Origin of the sequence: Pseudomonas sp. ML96 (assembly GCF_000761545.1) — a bacterium.
In the GTDB taxonomy this organism is placed as follows: domain Bacteria; phylum Pseudomonadota; class Gammaproteobacteria; order Pseudomonadales; family Pseudomonadaceae; genus Aquipseudomonas.
On sequence record NZ_JPMY01000023.1, the window covers coordinates 20421 to 35343 of the forward strand.

A 14923-nucleotide genomic window follows, 5' to 3' on the forward strand; every position below is an offset into this window, starting at 1 on the left:
ATATGAACAAATGGACAGTGGCCCTGCTGCTGGCCGCACTGGCCGGCTGCTCGGACAAGGGCGGCGAAAGTTCGGGCGCAGCCGCCCTACAGGGCGAAAGCAACAAGGCCGGGAGCTACCTGGCCTATGAGCACCATGTAGGTATCGAACTGCCAGGCGAACGCATCACCGAGCGCCTGGCCGCCACTCGCCAGGCCTGCCTGGACGAGCGTTTCGGTGCTTGCAGTCTGATCGCGGCTGAGCAGAGCTCGGGCCAGTATCCACGCGGCGAACTGACCCTGCGCATCGCTCCGGGCGGCGTGGAAAAGCTCACCGCCCTGGCAGCTGAAGGTGGCGAACAGGTCAGTCGCCTCACCCGCGCCGAAGATCTGGCCCAAGTCATAACGGACAACCGCCAGCAGCACGACCAACTACTGCGCCAGCAACAGACACTGCAGCAATACCAGAGCCGTGACGGCCTCACGGTCGCCGACCTGCTGGCCCTGGCCAAGGAGCTGGCGGCCATCGAGGTGCAATTGCAGGCCCTGAGCCAGGAGGCTGCCCAGCAGCAGCGCCGTCTGGATACCAACCTGCTGACCCTGAACTTCACCGGCCCGCGCGAGCGCTCGCGCCTGGGCCTGATCGGCAATGCCGCCGCACGCCTGCTGGACAACCTGGCCGAAGGCACAGCTGCGGTAATCGAATTCGTCGGCTACGGCCTGCCCTTCCTGGTCATCCTCTTCCCTCTGGCCCTGCTATTGCGCTGGCTGTGGCGGCGCATCACCCGTAATTCCGTACGAGACATTCGATGAAGAAGTCCGAATTCGTCACCACCTGCGTGCTGTCGGGTGGCGTACTGCTGGCCGCCTTGCACCACGGCAACGTCTACCGCGACCAATACCGCAGCAAGGCTGAATGCGAGGCAGACTGGGGCCGCTATTCCGGTGCGTGCCAGGAGGAAAGCTCCAGCAGCGGCTCAGGCTATAGCGGTTCGGGCCGCTACTACGGCCCAAGCTACGAGTCGGACGCCCGGCCACGCACCATACAACCGCACAGCGTGGCAGTCCGCGAAACCGTCAAGCGCAGCGGCTTCGGCTTCAGTGGCGCCCGCTATTCGGCGGGCGGCTGATGCGCCGAGTCGACTTCACCCCACGCCCGCACTGGCGCCAGCAGTGCGAAGAGCTGGGTTTCACTTTCCACAGCATCGACGGTACCTACTGGGACGAGTCGGCCGCCTACGAGCTGAGCCTGGCCCAGGTCGAAACTCTGGAAGCAGCCGCCGAGGAACTGCATCGCTTGTACCTGGACGCAGCTCAATGGGTGATCGAGCAACGCCACTTCGCCCCTTTCGCCCTGCCGCCAAGCGCAGAACAACTGATAGTAGATTCCTGGCAACGCCAGGAGCCGGCGCTCTACGGTCGTTTCGACTTTTCCTGGAACGGCCAGGGCGAGCCCAAGCTGCTGGAGTACAACGCCGACACTCCTACCGGCCTGCTGGAAGCCAGCGTGGTGCAGTGGTACTGGCTACGTGACGTTCTGCCCGAAGCCGACCAGTTCAACTCGCTGCACGAGAAGCTGATCGAGCGCTGGCACCAGATCGGTCACGGCCGCGTGTATTTCGCCGCCATCGAGGGCCACGAGGAAGACACCGGCAACGTCCTCTACATGCTCGACGTGGCGCACCAGGCCGGGTTGCCGACCCACTACGTACCGATCGAAGCCATCGGTTACGACGAGCAGCGTCGGATCTTCGTCGACCAGCATGAGCGCTCCATCGAACACTGCTTCAAGCTCTACCCTTGGGAATGGCTGCTGCAGGACGAATTCAGCTCCCATGTCGGCAGCAGCGGTATCCGCTTCCAGGAGCCGGCGTGGAAGCTGCTTCTGTCGAGCAAGGCCATGTTGCCAATCCTCTGGCAACGCAATCCAGGGCACCCCAACCTGCTGCCGTCCAGCTTCGCCGCCGACCTGCCCGAGCCTTACGTACGCAAGCCGCTGTACGCCCGCGAGGGGCAGAACATCCAGATAGTCGGCACCGGCCAGACGCTCGAAAGCGACGGCCCACACGCCGCCGATGCCTGCATCTACCAGGCCTATGCGCCGTTGCCGCGCTTTGCAGATAGCTACACCGTGCTGGGCTGCTGGATGGTCGGTGACCAGGCTGCCGGCCTCGGCATCCGCGAAGACGCCACGCCCATCACCCGCGACAGTAGTCGCTTCCTCCCCCATTACTTCATCGAGTGACCGCCATGGCCCTGCTGCAAAACCTGCCGAACTTCCTGTTCTACTTCACCACCGCCCTGGCCCTGTTCGGTCTGTTCATCAGCCTCTACCTGCACCTGACGCCCTACGCCGAGCTCAAGCTGATTCGCCAGGGCAACCTGGCCGCTGCCGTGGCCCTGCTCGGCGCCGTACTCGGCTTCGCCTTGCCACTGGCCAGCTGCATTGCTCACAGCGTCAGTCTGCAGGACATGCTGATCTGGGGCTTTATCGCCCTGCTGGTACAGGCTCTGGTGTACCTGGCCGCCGCGCGCCTGCTACCGGAGCTGAAGCAGGGCATAGCCGAAGGCCAACTGGCGCATGGTGTATTCCTCGGCGGTCTGGCCCTGAGCGTGGGTCTGATCAATGCCGCGTGCATGGTCTACTGACTGCCCGCTGAGCTAGCGTTGAGGGATAGGCTGGCGCGGTTGTAGCGCCGCGCCAGCGCCGGGATAATACGCCCCCTTTCTAGCCAATCCGCTCCGCCACGCGCATGACCGACTTCCTCTTCGCCCTGATCGGCGCCGCGCTGGTCAGCAACCTGATCCTCGGGCTGCCGCTAGCCGCCGATGCCCTGCGCCATGCCCGCGTGCAGGCACTGGGACAGGCCGGCGCGCTGTTGATTCTGCTCGCCGCGCCTGCGGCCTGGCTGCAGCAACAGGCCCTGTTGGCTGTCCACCTGACTTATCTCTATCTGCTGATCGGCGTTCCGCTGCTGGCTGCACTGAGCTGGCTCAGCCTGGCCCTGTTGCAGCGCCTGCGCCCTGCCCTCGGACAATCCGGCTTGTGGCCGCTGCTGATTGGCAACGGCATGGGTGCCATGCTTCTAGCTCGTTCACTGGATGGTTTCACCGCGGCGCTGGCCCTGGGCATCGGTGGCGGTCTGGGCTTCTGGCTGGTGTTGCAACTGATGAGCGACCTGCTTGAGCGCATCGAACAGTGCGATGTGCCAGTCGCCTTCCGCGGCACGCCGATCTTGCTGATCACCGCCGGCCTGATGAGTCTGGCCTTCCTCGGCTTCAACGGCATGGGGGCAGCATGAGCAACGCCTTGCGTAGCGACGCCCGACGCATCCAGGCCATCGACGCCCTGCTGCCGCAGACCCAGTGCGGCAAGTGCGGCCACCCGGGCTGCAAGCCCTACGCCGAGGGCATCGCCAATGGCGAGGCGATCAACAAGTGCCCGCCGGGCGGAACCGCCACCATCCACGCCCTGGCCCAGCTGCTCAAGGTGCCGGAGCTGCCGCTGGAGTTGCCCGCCGTACCTCCGCAGATCGCCCTGATCCGCGAAGCCGAGTGCATCGGCTGCACCAAGTGCATCCAGGCCTGCCCGGTGGACGCCATCGTCGGCGCGGCCAAACTCATGCACACAGTGATCACCGCCGAGTGCACCGGCTGCGAGCTGTGCGTTGCGCCCTGCCCGGTCGACTGCATCGACATCCTGCCACTGGCCGGCGCCGAGGCCGAAGCCCAGCGCCAGCGCGCCGACCAGTTCCGCAGCCGCCATGAGGCGCATCTGGCCCGCCTGGCGCGCAACGACGCCAAGCGCCAGGCCGAGCGCACCGCACGCACACCGGCGACCCAGCCCGCCATTCCAGTGCAACCGGCCACCAGCAACGACGATCAGTACAAGCGCCTGAAAATAGAGGCAGCCATGGCCAAGGTGGTGCTGGCCAAGGCCGAGAAACAGCTGGCCCAGCACGGCAGCCCCGAGCTGCAGCGCCAGGTGGATGAACTGCGCCAGGCCGCCGAACGTGCCCAGCAGGCCCTGGAACAGGCCACGCCACCAGCGCCAGCGGCTCCCACTGCCGGTATTGCCGCACTGAAGCAGACCAAGATCCAGTTCGCCCTGCGCCGCGCCGAGCTGGACAAGGCCACGCGTCAGGGCGCGGACGACGCCACGCTGCAAGCGCTGCGCGCCAATCTGGAGGCCGCCGCCCAGGCCCTGCACGCCGCCGAAGAAGCCAGCGGCAAGCCGCTGCCCGACCTGGTGCGCACCGACAAGCAGCCGATCGACCTCAAGCTGCGCGAGCTGAAGACCGAGCACGCCTACGCCCGCGCCGAGCTGCAGCGTCTGGAACGGCGCCTGACGGCCAACCCCGCGGCGGCATCGGCAGACACCCTGCAGCAAGCCCGCCAGCGCCTGGCGAATGCCGAGCGACAGCTGCATGACTACCAGCAGCCCTGAAATCGCCTTCGACCCGCGCCCGAGCATGCAGCGGGTGCTGCTCGCCTGCCTGCCCGGCGCCCTGGCCCTGCTCTGGTTCAACGGCTGGGGCCTGCTGGTCCAGCTGCTACTGGCCGCCCTCACCTGCTGCGCCTGCGACCTGCTGAGCCGTCATCTGCGCGGCCAGACGCTCGCCGATAAAGAACGCAGCCTGTTCGAACAGCCACTGCTGGCCGAAGGCAGCGGCCTGGTCAGCGCCCTGCTGCTGGCCCTGGCCCTGCCCAACTACGCGCCCTGGTGGCTGACCGTGGCCAGCGCCGCCTTCGCCAGCCTGTTCGGCAAGGCGCTGTTCGGCGGTTTCGGCAACAACCCGTTCAACCCGGCCATGCTCGGCTACGCCTTCGCCCTCATCGCCTTCCCGGCGCAGATGGTGCACTGGCCGGCGCCTGGCGCGGAACACGGCCTGTTCGGCGCGCTGCAGCAGATATTCGGCTTCGGCCCTGGCCTGCCGGATGGCTGGAGCCAGGCCACGGTACTGGACAGCCTGCGCCACAACGACCGCCTGACCATCGATGAGCTGTTCGCCAGCCACCCGGCCTTCGGCGGTATCGGCGGGCGTGGCGCGGAATGGGTCAACCTGGCCTTCCTTGCTGGCGGCCTGTTCCTGCTGCAGCAGAAGGTGATCCGCTGGCAGGCGCCGGTCGGCATGCTCGGCGCCCTGTTCGTCGCCAGCCTGCTGTGCTGGAACGGCTCGGGCTCCGACTCCAACGGCTCGCCGCTGCTGCACCTGTTCAGCGGCGCCACCATGCTCGGCGCCTTCTTCATCGTTACCGAGCCGGTCAGCGGCCCGGACAGTGCACGCGGGCGCCTGTACTTCGGCATCGGCGTCGGCCTGCTGACCTACGTGATCCGCACCTGGGGCGGTTACCCGGATGGCCTGGCCTTCGCCGTGCTACTGATGAACCTCTGCGTCACCCGCCTGGATCGCCTGGGAGCCGCACGATGAAGCGCAGCGCCGCACTCCTGCTGGCGATCGCCCTGTGTGGCGCCGCCCTGCTCGCCACGCTCCAGCATTTCGCAGCGCCACGCATCGAGCAGCAACGCCAGGCAGCAGCCGAGCGCGCCCTGCTCGACCTGCTGCCTGCCGGCAGCTACGACAACCGCCCGCTGCAACACCCCATCGCGCTGCCGGCCGGCGGCCTGCTGGGCAACGCCCGCGCCGAGTTGGGCTACCTGGCCAGCCTGAATGGCCAGCCCAGCGCCGTGCTGCTGCCGGTGACCGGCAAAGGCTACGAGGGGCCGATCCGCCTGCTGGTGGCAATCACCCCGGATGGCCAGCTGCTCGCCAGCAAGGTCCTGCAGCAGCAGGAGACACCCGGCCTGGCCGATCTGCTGGCTCCCAACCGCGCTGCCTGGCTGCATGGTTTTGCCGGCAAGACATTGCACGATGACACCGCGAGCTGGACGCTGCGTGCCGACCAGGGCCAGGTCGACCAGATCGCCGGTGCCACCATCACCTCGCGCGCAGTGACAGACGCCCTGCAACGCGCCCTGCGCTTCTTTGACGCCGAGCGGCAACGGCTACTGGAGGCGCGACCATGAAGCGCAACCTGCAGGTGCTCGCCTTCGCCCCGCTGGTGGGCGGCACCGACCTGCTGATCAAGGGCATCGGTATCGGCCTGGGCGGCCTGCTGTTGATAGCGCTGTGCGACCTGCTGCAGGCGCCGTTGCGCAAGCATTTGCCCGTCCATGGCCGGTTGCTCGCCACGCTTCTGGCAGGCGCCGTGCTGGTCAGCGGCCTCGACCTGCTTCTGCAAACTCTCAGCAGCGAACTGGCCGCCGCCCTCGCGCTCTACCTACCGCTGTTGCTGCTGCCCTGCCTGGCACTGGCCCTGAATGAGCAGATGGAAGCAAAGCATGGTCTCCAGCTGGGACTGTGGTTTGCCCTGTTCGCCGTGCTGCTCGGCGCCCTGCGCGAAGCTCTCGGCCATGGCAGCCTGCTGGCCCACGCCGATTGGCTGCTGGGCCCCGGCTTCTCTGGCTGGCACTGGCAGACCGGCCTGCCGCTGCTGACGCAAGCCGCCGGCGGCTTTATTCTGCTCGGCCTGCTAGTTGCTCTCTTTCGCCATTTCGACCAAGACGACGCCCGATGAACGCCGCCAAGCGCTTTGAGATCTTCCGCCGCCTGCACGAAGACAACCCCGAACCCAAGACCGAACTGGCCTATACCACGCCCTTCGAGCTGCTTATCGCGGTGATCCTCTCCGCCCAGGCCACCGACGTGGGCGTGAACAAGGCCACCGCCAAGCTCTACCCGGTGGCCAACACCCCGGAGGCCATCTATGCGCTGGGCGTCGAGGGCCTCTCCGAGTACATCAAGACCATCGGCCTGTTCAACAGCAAGGCGAAGAACGTCATCGAGACCTGCCGCATCCTGGTCGAGAAACATGGCAGCCAGGTGCCGGACAACCGCGAAGACCTGGAGGCGCTGCCCGGAGTCGGCCGCAAGACCGCCAACGTGGTGCTCAACACCGCCTTCCGCCAGCCGGCCATGGCGGTGGACACGCACATCTTCCGCGTCAGCAACCGCACCGGCATCGCCCCCGGCAAGAACGTGCTTGAGGTGGAGAAGAAGCTGGTCAAGTTCGTGCCCAAGGAGTTTCTGCTGGATGCGCACCACTGGCTGATTCTGCACGGCCGCTACGTCTGCCAGGCGCGCAAGCCGCGTTGTGGCGCCTGCCGCATCGAGGATCTGTGCGAGTACAAGGCCAAGACTTCCGACGATTGATTTGCCCATGAATCAGGCATGGACCTGATTGAAAAAATCTTTTTTACCAGCCCCAGACTTTGTCGCTATAAGGTGCGCCATCAGCCTCCGAACCCTGGAGTAGGCCCATGAGCACTGGCAAAGAAGACCTCGAAGTAGAAGATGATTTCGTCGCCGAAGACAGCGAAGACGCCGGCGAGCGCACCGTGGAGGTCGCCAAGACCAACCTGACCAAGCGCCGCATCATCGACAACATGCTCGACGAGCGTCGCCTGCAGAAGCAGCTGAACGACTACGACTTCGACCTCTGAGGGTCGGCCATGAAAAAGCCCCGCGATGCGGGGCTTTTTCGTTGCAGCGCGAAGCGGTCAGTCGGCGCGCGAGGGCGACAGCAGCTCGATCTTGTAGCCGTCCGGGTCTTCGACGAAGGCCAGGATGCTGGTGCCATGCTTCATCGGGCCCGGCTCGCGGGTGATCTTGCCACCGCGCGAACGGATGTCCTCGCAGGCCTTGTAGACGTCTTCCACTTCCAGGGCGATGTGGCCGTAGGCGGTGCCCAGCTCGTACTTATCCACGCCCCAGTTGTAGGTCAGCTCGATCACGCTGTTCTCGGCCTCGTTGCCGTAGCCGACGAAGGCAAGGGTGAACTGGCCGTCCGGGTAGTCCTTGCGGCGCAGCAGGGTCATGCCCAGTACTTCGGTGTAGAAGGCGATGGATTTGTCCATGTCGCCGACACGCAGCATGGTATGCAGCAGTCTCATCGGAGTTTCCTCATCGGTGCCCTTTCGCGGGCTTATAAAAACAGAACCCCGGCTCGTGGCCGGGGTTCGTCTGGCTCGGCGCAAGCTTATCAGAACAGCTTGCGGCCCTTGCCGGCGGCGATGCGCATGCGCAGGGCGTTGAGCTTGATGAAGCCCGCCGCGTCGGCCTGGTTGTAGGCGCCGCCATCTTCCTCGAAGGTCGCGATGTTGGCGTCGAACAGCGAGTCGTCGGACTTGCGGCCAACCACGATGACGTTGCCCTTGTACAGCTTCAGGCGTACCACACCGTTCACGTTGGTCTGCGAGGCGTCGATCATCTGCTGCAGCATCAGACGCTCCGGGCTCCACCAGTAGCCGGTGTAGATCAGGCTGGCGTACTTGGGCATCAGCTCGTCTTTCAGGTGGGCCACTTCGCGGTCCAGGGTGATCGACTCGATGGCGCGGTGGGCGCGCAGCATGATGGTGCCGCCGGGGGTCTCGTAGCAGCCGCGGGACTTCATGCCGACATAGCGGTTCTCGACGATGTCGAGGCGACCGATACCGTTCTCGCCGCCGATGCGGTTCAGCTCGGCCAGCACGGTGGCCGGGGTCATTTCCTTGCCGTCGATGGCAACGATGTCGCCCTTGCGGTAGGTCAGCTCGATGTAGGTCGGGGTGTTCGGCGCCGCTTCCGGGGAAACGGTCCACTTCCACATGTCTTCTTCGTGCTCGGTCCAGGTGTCTTCCAGCACGCCGCCCTCATAGGAGATGTGCAGCAGGTTGGCGTCCATGGAGTACGGCGACTTCTTCTTCCCGTGGCGCTCGATCGGGATGGCGTGCTTCTCGGCGTAGTCCATCAGCTTCTCGCGGGACAGCAGGTCCCACTCACGCCAGGGGGCGATTACTTTCACGCCCGGCTTCAGCGCATAGGCGCCCAGCTCGAAGCGGACCTGGTCGTTACCCTTACCGGTGGCACCGTGGGAGATGGCGTCGGCGCCGGTCTCGTTGGCGATCTCGATCAGGCGCTTGGCGATCAGCGGACGGGCGATGGAGGTACCCAGCAGGTACTCGCCTTCGTAGATGGTGTTGGCGCGGAACATCGGGTACACGAAGTCGCGGACGAACTCTTCGCGCAGGTCATCGATGTAGATTTCCTTGACGCCCATGGCCTGGGCCTTGGCACGGGCCGGCTCGACCTCTTCGCCCTGACCGAGGTCGGCGGTGAAGGTCACCACTTCGCAGTTATAGGTGTCTTGCAGCCACTTGAGGATCACCGAGGTATCCAGGCCACCGGAATAGGCCAGAACTACCTTCTTAACGTCCGCCATGCCAATCAACTCCACGGGTTGTACGGAAAACCGGGGATTCTACCGGCCGTGTGGAATGATTTACAGGGGCGCGACAGACTCTAGCGACAAAGCGACAGATTTATTGGCCCGCAGGCCTTCAGGATTTTGCCGCGGGAGTTGCCGGAGCCTCGGCGGCGGGAGCCGCCGGGTTGGCCGCTGGCGCCGCGTCTGGCGCGGGATTGGCCGGAGCCTGGGGGTCGGGAGCGGCCTCGATCACCGGCTCGCGGGACAGCGTCATGGTCACCCGGCGATTCTTTGCCCGGTTGGCCGCATTGCTGTTTTTTACCAGCGGGTAGCGCTCGCCATGGAAGCGCACCACGATCTGCTCGGCGGGAATGCCGCGCGACTTGAGGTACTCCTCCACCGCCAGAGCGCGACGGCGCGACTGATCGCGGTTGGTCAGGCGATTGCCGCCGTTGTCAGAGTGACCGTCGAGCTGGATGCGGTTGATGCTGGGGTCGGCCTTCATGAAGTCGAGGATGATGTCGATCTTGGCCTGAGCAAGCGGCTCCAGCGTGGTACCGCCGGGAAAATCGAGCTGGGTCTGGCGAATCTGGTCGAAGTTGACCGGCAGCAGCCCCGCCGTGCACTTGAGGTAGTCGTTGTAGGCCTGGTTGAACTTCACCGGCAGCAGGCGCACCTCCAGGCTGTCACCGCCCTGCAGGGTGCGATGGCGCACCAGCGGGCTGCGCCCCTCCATCAGCCCAGTGAGCAGGCGCCCGGCCTGCTCCTGGTTGCTGTTGAACGGCACCTGGCCGCTACCGACCGTCAGCGCCCCCAGATTGATGTCACCCCGCCCCGGCTGCCAGGGCGCTGCGGCCGCCAGCAGGATTGCAGAGCCCGAGCCCAACCAGCGTTCACGCACCTTGAGGCGGAAAGTCGCCTGCTCGCCGGCGCGGCGCACGAACTCGCCACTGCCGAAGTCGGCAATCGGCTGGCTCAGGCGACACTCGAACTGGTCACCCTCGACCTTCCACTCCACTTTCTCCATGCGCGTCTGGAAAGTGATGGCCGCAGCCGGCATGCACCAGGGCACGCAGGCGAGCAGGCTAAATAGAAGGTAACGGGGCTGGCGCAAGATCGGCTCCACAAGGAGATACGGCTTTCAATGCCCGTATCGGCAGTATGGGCGGAAACTTGATAGGCCGTCATACCGGCAAAACTGGTAGCATTTGCGCACGTTTCACCTGCTGGGAATCCCCATGTCCGACCGTATCACCCTGCTGCGTCCCGACGACTGGCACATCCACCTGCGCGATGGCGCCGTCCTGCAGCACACCGTCCGCGATGTCGCGCGGACCTTCGCCCGCGCCATCATCATGCCCAACCTGGTGCCGCCGGTACGCAACGCCGACGAAGCCAGCGCCTACCGCGAGCGCATCCTGGCCGCTCGCCCGGCCGGCAGCCGCTTCGAGCCGCTGATGGTGCTGTACCTCACCGACAAGACCAGTGCGGAAGACGTGCGCGCGGCCAAGGCCAGCGGCTTCGTGCATGCCGCCAAGCTGTACCCGGCCGGAGCCACCACCAACTCCGACTCCGGCGTGACCAGCATCGACAACATCTTCCACGTGCTCGAAGCGATGGCCGAAGTCGGCCTGCCGCTGCTGGTACATGGCGAGGTGACCCGCGCCGAAGTCGACGTGTTCGACCGCGAGAAGCGCTTCATCGATGAGCACCTGACCCGCGTGGTCGAGCGCTTCCCGAGCCTGAAAGTGGTGTTCGAGCACATCACCACTGGCGATGCCGCCGCCTTCGTCAAGGCCGCGCCGGCCAACGTCGGCGCCACCATCACCGCGCACCATCTGCTGTACAACCGCAACCACATGCTGGTTGGCGGTATCCGCCCGCACTTCTATTGCTTGCCGATCCTCAAGCGCAACACCCACCAGGAAGCCCTGCTGGATGCGGCCACCAGTGGCAGCCCGAAGTTCTTCCTCGGTACCGACTCGGCGCCGCACGCCAAGCACGCCAAGGAAGCCGCCTGCGGCTGCGCCGGCTGCTACACCGCGCATGCGGCCATTGAGCTGTATGCCGAGGCCTTCGAGCAGCGCAATGCCCTGGACAAGCTGGAAGGCTTCGCCAGCCTGCACGGCCCGGACTTCTACGGTCTGCCGCGCAATACTGATCGCATCACCCTGGTCCGCGAGGAATGGACCGGCCCGAGCGAGCTGCCGCTGGGTGACAACCTGGTGATTCCGCTGCGCGCCGGCGAAAAACTGCAATGGCGCCTGCTGGAGGATCAAGCGTGAGCGAAGACAACTTCGACGACGAACTCGACGGCAGCCTGCCCTCCGGCCCGCGCCACCCGATGGCCGCGCGCTTTCGCGGCTACCTGCCGGTAGTGGTGGATGTCGAGACCGGTGGCTTCAACGCTGCCACCGACGCCCTGCTGGAGATCGCGGCGACCACCATCGCCATGGACGAGGACGGCTTCCTCTATCCGGATCACACCCACTTCTTCCGCGTCGAGCCCTTCGAGGGCGCCAACATCGAGGCGGCGGCGCTGGAGTTCACCGGCATCAAGCTCGACCATCCGCTGCGCCAGGCGGTGAGCGAGGAGCACGCGCTGACCGAGATCTTCAAAGGCCTGCGCAAGTCGATCAAGGCCAATGGCTGCAAGCGCGCCATCCTGGTCGGCCACAACAGCAGCTTCGACCTCGGCTTCCTCAACGCCGCCGTGGCCCGCTGCGACCTCAAGCGCAACCCGTTCCACCCCTTCTCCAGCTTCGACACCGCCACCCTGGCCGGCCTCGCCTACGGCCAGACCGTGCTGGCAAAGGCCTGCCAGGCCGCCGGCATCGACTTCGACGGCAAGGAAGCGCACTCCGCGCGCTACGACACCGAGAAGACCGCCGAGCTGTTCTGCGGCATCGTCAACCGCTGGAAGGAAATGGGCGGCTGGGACGATTTCGACCAGTAAGCGCCACGCAGATCAAGAACCCGGCCCAGGCCGGGTTTTTTATTGCGATGCGAAAACCAGACATGCGGGAAAAACTGCCATCAAGTTTTGACAAGCATTCTCATTAACATTAGTATCCGAGCCCAAGAGCAACTCCACAGCATTTCGAGCCTGCCCATGTACGTTTGCCTCTGCCAGGGTGTTACCGACGGTCAAATCCGTGAAGCCATCTACGAAGGCTGCTGCAGCTATCGTGATGTGCGCGAAAGCCTCGGCGTCGGCACCCAGTGCGGCAAGTGCGCCTGCCTGGCCAAACAAGTGGTTCGCGATACCCTCGGCGAAGTACAGAGCAGCCAGGCCGCCCTCGCCTGCAGCGCCAGCTTCGTCGCCGCCTGATTTCTCCGAATACGAAAAAGCCGGACCTCGAGTCCGGCTTTTTTATGCCTGCGAGAAAGTGATCAGGCCTGCGGCACGCCGCTGTGGAAGCGGAACTCCTGGTCCGGCGACTCGATCAGCTCGCGCTCGGTCTCGCGCACTCGCTCGATGGTGCGCTGGACATCGCTCGCCTCGCCGTACTGGTAGGCCAGCTTGAGATAGCCCTGATAGTGCCGCGACTCGGACTTGAGCAGGCCGCCGTAGAACTTGCCCAACTCCTCGTCCAGATGCGGCACCAGCGCCTCGAAGCGCTCGCAGCTACGCGCCTCGATGAAGGCACCCACCACCAGGGTATCGACCAGCTTCTGTGGCTCGTGGTTGCGCACCTGCTTGCGCAGCCCGGAGGCATAGCGCGAGGCCGACACCGGGCGCAGCTCGATGCGCCGCTTGCGCATGATGCGCAGCACCTGCTCGTGGTGCACCAGCTCCTCGCGGGCCAGGCGCGACATGAAATTGACCAGATCCAGCGCCTGGTTGTACTTGGCGATCAGCGCCATGGCCGTGGACGCCGCCTTGTACTCGTTGTTCTTGTGATCGATCAGCAGGGTTTCCTGATCGGCCAGAGCCGCCTCGACCCAGGCAGCGGGCGTCGGGCAGGCGAGAAAGTCATGGATGTCTTGGGCGTTATTCACGGCGCGAATGCTGGCGGGCTGTAACTGGGCGGGCCATTATACGGATGAAGGCGTACGGGGCCAGCGATGCCGTGATGCAGGTCAAGACCGCCACCAGCGGCCGCCTCTATAGTGGGCTGCACTCAAAGCACTTCAAGCACAGGGAAACGCTCATGCAAGCCATACGCAGTATTCTGGTGGTGATGGACCCGCAGCAACCCGAAGGGCTGGCGCTCAAGCGCGCCAAGCTGATTGCCGGAGTCACCCAGTCGCACCTGCACCTGCTGGTCTGCGACAAGAAGGCCGACCACAGCGCCTACCTCACCGACCAGCAGTCAGACCTGCTGCATGAAGGCTTCCAGGCCACCATCCAGCAAGCCTGGAACGAGGGCCTCTACCAGACCATCATCGCCGTGCAGCAAGCCGAAGGCTGCGGCCTGGTGATCAAGCAGCACGTGCCGGACAACCCGCTGAAGAAGGCCCTGCTCACCCCCGAAGACTGGAAGCTCCTGCGCTATTGCCCGAGCCCGGTGCTGATGGTGAAGACCAGCACACCCTGGACCGGCGGCATCATTCTCGCCGCCGTGGACGTCGGCAACAGCGACTCCGAGCACCGCACCCTGCACTCAGGCATCGTCAGCCACGGCTACGACATCGCCCGTCTGGCCAATGGCACCCTGCACGTGATCAGCGCGCACCCCTCGCCCATGCTCTCCGCCGCCGACCCGACCTTCCAGCTCAAGGAAACCATCGAGGCGCGCTATCGCGAGCAGTGCAAGGCGTTCCAGGCCGAGTACGACGTCAGCAACGAGCGCCTGCACGTGGAAGAAGGCCCGGCCGACGTACTGATCCCCTACACCGCGCAGAAACTCTCGGCGGCGGTCACAGTGATCGGCACCGTGGCGCGCACCGGTCTATCCGGCGCGCTGATCGGCAATACCGCAGAAGTGGTGCTAGACGCGCTGGAGAGCGACGTATTGGTGCTCAAGCCGGACGCCATCATCGCCCACCTGGAGGAACTGGTGGCCCAGCGCTGATCCGTCCCGCAAACGAAAAAGCCGCCCTCGGGCGGCTTTTTTCATGGTGCGGCGTCAGACGCGGCTTTCCACGCCCTCGCGCAGGAAGCGCGGCGCGATGTAGCGCTCGTAGTGCGCCTCGGAAAGCAGGAAGAACTCGCGATCAATGGCCTCGCGCAGCGCCGGCAGCTCCCAGTCACGGAACTCCGGCAACAGGGCCATGCCATAAGCCTCCAGGCGACTGATCAGGCGCGAGGCACGCGCGATCAACTGGTAGGCCCAGCAATACTCCGACTGTTCCGGCACGAAGCGCACCTGGCGCTGCTCCAGCTGCGAACGCAGCAGCCCGGGGTCAAACACCTCCACCTTGCCCTGCATCACCTGCACCAGCAGCACCTCCAGGCGCTTCCACACCGCGCGCTTCTCGTCGTCGCTGTAGGCGTTCCAGTTCACCACCTCGTGGTGGAAACGCTTGCAGCCGCGGCACACCTGGTCGCCATAGACGGTGGAACAGAGGCCGACGCAGGGCGTCTTGATGCGCTGATTGGACATAAGGAGGGCAGAAACAGGCGCTGTGAAACAGGCGAGCCATGATAGCGGCTCCCCCGAGCAGGGTCACCATGACCAATCAGACCTTTGTCGACTTGCCGGACAAGCGACGGGCAGTAGCCTAGGAGCCCGTCCGGATCGGGGTTTGCGCTT

General features: G+C 65.2%; 20 protein-coding genes. 15 read left to right on the top strand and 5 right to left on the bottom strand.

What is annotated here, in order from left to right; translation table 11 throughout:
• Positions 1-2: 2 nt before the first annotated feature.
• The 11 genes from IP89_RS13810 to IP89_RS13860 all read left to right on the top strand — a co-directional run bounded on the left by IP89_RS13810 (position 3) and on the right by IP89_RS13860 (position 7482).
• Entirely contained in the window at positions 3-791 is a 789-nt protein-coding gene (locus tag IP89_RS13810; RefSeq protein WP_043310146.1) for a DUF4349 domain-containing protein, read from the top strand.
• The gene (locus tag IP89_RS13815; protein ID WP_043310147.1) at positions 788-1108 is read left to right on the top strand and encodes a hypothetical protein; all 321 of its coding nucleotides are present in this window, start codon (positions 788-790) and stop codon (positions 1106-1108) included. The genes IP89_RS13810 and IP89_RS13815 overlap by 4 nt, the downstream gene beginning before the upstream one ends.
• Positions 1108-2223, top strand: a complete 1116-nt coding sequence (locus IP89_RS13820) for a glutathionylspermidine synthase family protein (protein ID WP_043310148.1) — start codon at positions 1108-1110, stop codon at positions 2221-2223. Before IP89_RS13815 ends, IP89_RS13820 begins: the two co-directional genes overlap by 1 nt.
• A 5-nt stretch (positions 2224-2228) precedes the next feature.
• The gene (locus IP89_RS13825) at positions 2229-2627 is read left to right on the top strand and encodes a DUF350 domain-containing protein (RefSeq protein WP_043310149.1); all 399 of its coding nucleotides are present in this window, start codon (positions 2229-2231) and stop codon (positions 2625-2627) included.
• 104 nt (positions 2628-2731) lie between these two features.
• The gene (locus IP89_RS13830; RefSeq protein WP_043310151.1) at positions 2732-3280 is read left to right on the top strand and encodes an Rnf-Nqr domain containing protein; all 549 of its coding nucleotides are present in this window, start codon (positions 2732-2734) and stop codon (positions 3278-3280) included.
• Entirely contained in the window at positions 3277-4425 is a 1149-nt protein-coding gene (gene rsxB, locus IP89_RS13835) for an electron transport complex subunit RsxB (protein ID WP_043310154.1), read from the top strand. Before IP89_RS13830 ends, rsxB begins: the two co-directional genes overlap by 4 nt.
• Entirely contained in the window at positions 4406-5410 is a 1005-nt protein-coding gene (locus IP89_RS13840; protein WP_043310202.1) for an RnfABCDGE type electron transport complex subunit D, read from the top strand. Before rsxB ends, IP89_RS13840 begins: the two co-directional genes overlap by 20 nt.
• On the top strand, positions 5407-6006 hold the full coding sequence (locus tag IP89_RS13845) for an RnfABCDGE type electron transport complex subunit G (RefSeq protein WP_043310155.1): 600 nt from the start codon (positions 5407-5409) through the stop codon (positions 6004-6006). Before IP89_RS13840 ends, IP89_RS13845 begins: the two co-directional genes overlap by 4 nt.
• Entirely contained in the window at positions 6003-6557 is a 555-nt protein-coding gene (locus IP89_RS13850; protein ID WP_043310157.1) for an Rnf-Nqr domain containing protein, read from the top strand. Before IP89_RS13845 ends, IP89_RS13850 begins: the two co-directional genes overlap by 4 nt.
• Positions 6554-7192, top strand: a complete 639-nt coding sequence (nth, locus tag IP89_RS13855; RefSeq protein WP_043310158.1) for an endonuclease III — start codon at positions 6554-6556, stop codon at positions 7190-7192. Before IP89_RS13850 ends, nth begins: the two co-directional genes overlap by 4 nt.
• A 107-nt stretch (positions 7193-7299) precedes the next feature.
• Entirely contained in the window at positions 7300-7482 is a 183-nt protein-coding gene (locus tag IP89_RS13860) for a PA3496 family putative envelope integrity protein (protein ID WP_043310159.1), read from the top strand.
• A 57-nt stretch (positions 7483-7539) separates the two neighbouring features.
• On the opposite strand, the gene gloA is transcribed toward IP89_RS13860, so the two are convergent.
• The 3 genes from gloA to IP89_RS13875 form a co-directional block, all read right to left on the bottom strand.
• Positions 7540-7932: a lactoylglutathione lyase gene (gloA, locus tag IP89_RS13865; protein ID WP_043310160.1), complete on the bottom strand. Its 393-nt coding sequence runs from the start codon at positions 7930-7932 to the stop codon at positions 7540-7542.
• A gap of 89 nt (positions 7933-8021) precedes the next feature.
• Positions 8022-9239 (bottom strand): argininosuccinate synthase, encoded by a 1218-nt coding sequence (locus IP89_RS13870; protein ID WP_043310161.1) that lies wholly within the window; start codon positions 9237-9239, stop codon positions 8022-8024.
• A gap of 118 nt (positions 9240-9357) precedes the next feature.
• Positions 9358-10338 (bottom strand): OmpA family protein, encoded by a 981-nt coding sequence (locus tag IP89_RS13875; protein WP_043310162.1) that lies wholly within the window; start codon positions 10336-10338, stop codon positions 9358-9360.
• A 124-nt stretch (positions 10339-10462) separates the two neighbouring features.
• Between IP89_RS13875 and pyrC the strand changes: the two genes are divergently transcribed.
• From pyrC to IP89_RS13890, 3 genes are all read left to right on the top strand, one after another.
• A complete protein-coding gene (pyrC, locus tag IP89_RS13880) occupies positions 10463-11509 on the top strand; it encodes a dihydroorotase (RefSeq protein ID WP_043310163.1) in 1047 nt (348 codons plus the stop codon).
• Complete coding sequence (gene rnt / locus IP89_RS13885) at positions 11506-12180, top strand: ribonuclease T (RefSeq protein WP_043310164.1); 675 nt, start codon at positions 11506-11508, stop codon at positions 12178-12180. The genes pyrC and rnt overlap by 4 nt, the downstream gene beginning before the upstream one ends.
• Positions 12181-12336: 156 nt before the next feature.
• Positions 12337-12555, top strand: coding sequence for a bacterioferritin-associated ferredoxin (locus tag IP89_RS13890; protein ID WP_043310165.1), 219 nt, complete (start codon positions 12337-12339; stop codon positions 12553-12555).
• 62 nt (positions 12556-12617) lie between these two features.
• Here IP89_RS13890 and IP89_RS13895 read toward each other — a convergent pair whose 3' ends face one another.
• Entirely contained in the window at positions 12618-13226 is a 609-nt protein-coding gene (locus tag IP89_RS13895) for a tRNA-(ms[2]io[6]A)-hydroxylase (protein ID WP_043310166.1), read from the bottom strand.
• Between the two features lie 152 nt (positions 13227-13378).
• Between IP89_RS13895 and IP89_RS13900 the strand changes: the two genes are divergently transcribed.
• A complete protein-coding gene (locus IP89_RS13900; RefSeq protein ID WP_043310203.1) occupies positions 13379-14242 on the top strand; it encodes a universal stress protein in 864 nt (287 codons plus the stop codon).
• A 54-nt stretch (positions 14243-14296) separates the two neighbouring features.
• On the opposite strand, the gene IP89_RS13905 is transcribed toward IP89_RS13900, so the two are convergent.
• Complete coding sequence (locus IP89_RS13905) at positions 14297-14773, bottom strand: DUF1289 domain-containing protein (RefSeq protein WP_043310167.1); 477 nt, start codon at positions 14771-14773, stop codon at positions 14297-14299.
• Between the last annotated feature and the right edge of the window lie 150 nt (positions 14774-14923).

Bases quoted from the DNA above. Each gene is read 5' to 3' on its own strand.
- IP89_RS13905 (WP_043310167.1), bottom strand. From the start codon at position 14,773: ATGTCCAATCAGCGCATCAAGACGCCCTGCGTCGGCCTCTGTTCCACC.
- nth (WP_043310158.1), top strand. From the start codon at position 6,554: ATGAACGCCGCCAAGCGCTTTGAGATCTTCCGCCGCCTGCACGAAGAC.
- IP89_RS13820 (WP_043310148.1), top strand. From the start codon at position 1,108: ATGCGCCGAGTCGACTTCACCCCACGCCCGCACTGGCGCCAGCAGTGC.
- IP89_RS13815 (WP_043310147.1), top strand. From the start codon at position 788: ATGAAGAAGTCCGAATTCGTCACCACCTGCGTGCTGTCGGGTGGCGTA.
- IP89_RS13900 (WP_043310203.1), top strand. From the start codon at position 13,379: ATGCAAGCCATACGCAGTATTCTGGTGGTGATGGACCCGCAGCAACCC.
- IP89_RS13890 (WP_043310165.1), top strand. From the start codon at position 12,337: ATGTACGTTTGCCTCTGCCAGGGTGTTACCGACGGTCAAATCCGTGAA.
- IP89_RS13825 (WP_043310149.1), top strand. From the start codon at position 2,229: ATGGCCCTGCTGCAAAACCTGCCGAACTTCCTGTTCTACTTCACCACC.
- IP89_RS13845 (WP_043310155.1), top strand. From the start codon at position 5,407: ATGAAGCGCAGCGCCGCACTCCTGCTGGCGATCGCCCTGTGTGGCGCC.
- IP89_RS13860 (WP_043310159.1), top strand. From the start codon at position 7,300: ATGAGCACTGGCAAAGAAGACCTCGAAGTAGAAGATGATTTCGTCGCC.
- IP89_RS13850 (WP_043310157.1), top strand. From the start codon at position 6,003: ATGAAGCGCAACCTGCAGGTGCTCGCCTTCGCCCCGCTGGTGGGCGGC.
- IP89_RS13870 (WP_043310161.1), bottom strand. From the start codon at position 9,239: ATGGCGGACGTTAAGAAGGTAGTTCTGGCCTATTCCGGTGGCCTGGAT.
- IP89_RS13830 (WP_043310151.1), top strand. From the start codon at position 2,732: ATGACCGACTTCCTCTTCGCCCTGATCGGCGCCGCGCTGGTCAGCAAC.
- pyrC (WP_043310163.1), top strand. From the start codon at position 10,463: ATGTCCGACCGTATCACCCTGCTGCGTCCCGACGACTGGCACATCCAC.
- rsxB (WP_043310154.1), top strand. From the start codon at position 3,277: ATGAGCAACGCCTTGCGTAGCGACGCCCGACGCATCCAGGCCATCGAC.
- IP89_RS13840 (WP_043310202.1), top strand. From the start codon at position 4,406: ATGACTACCAGCAGCCCTGAAATCGCCTTCGACCCGCGCCCGAGCATG.
- gloA (WP_043310160.1), bottom strand. From the start codon at position 7,932: ATGAGACTGCTGCATACCATGCTGCGTGTCGGCGACATGGACAAATCC.
- IP89_RS13810 (WP_043310146.1), top strand. From the start codon at position 3: ATGAACAAATGGACAGTGGCCCTGCTGCTGGCCGCACTGGCCGGCTGC.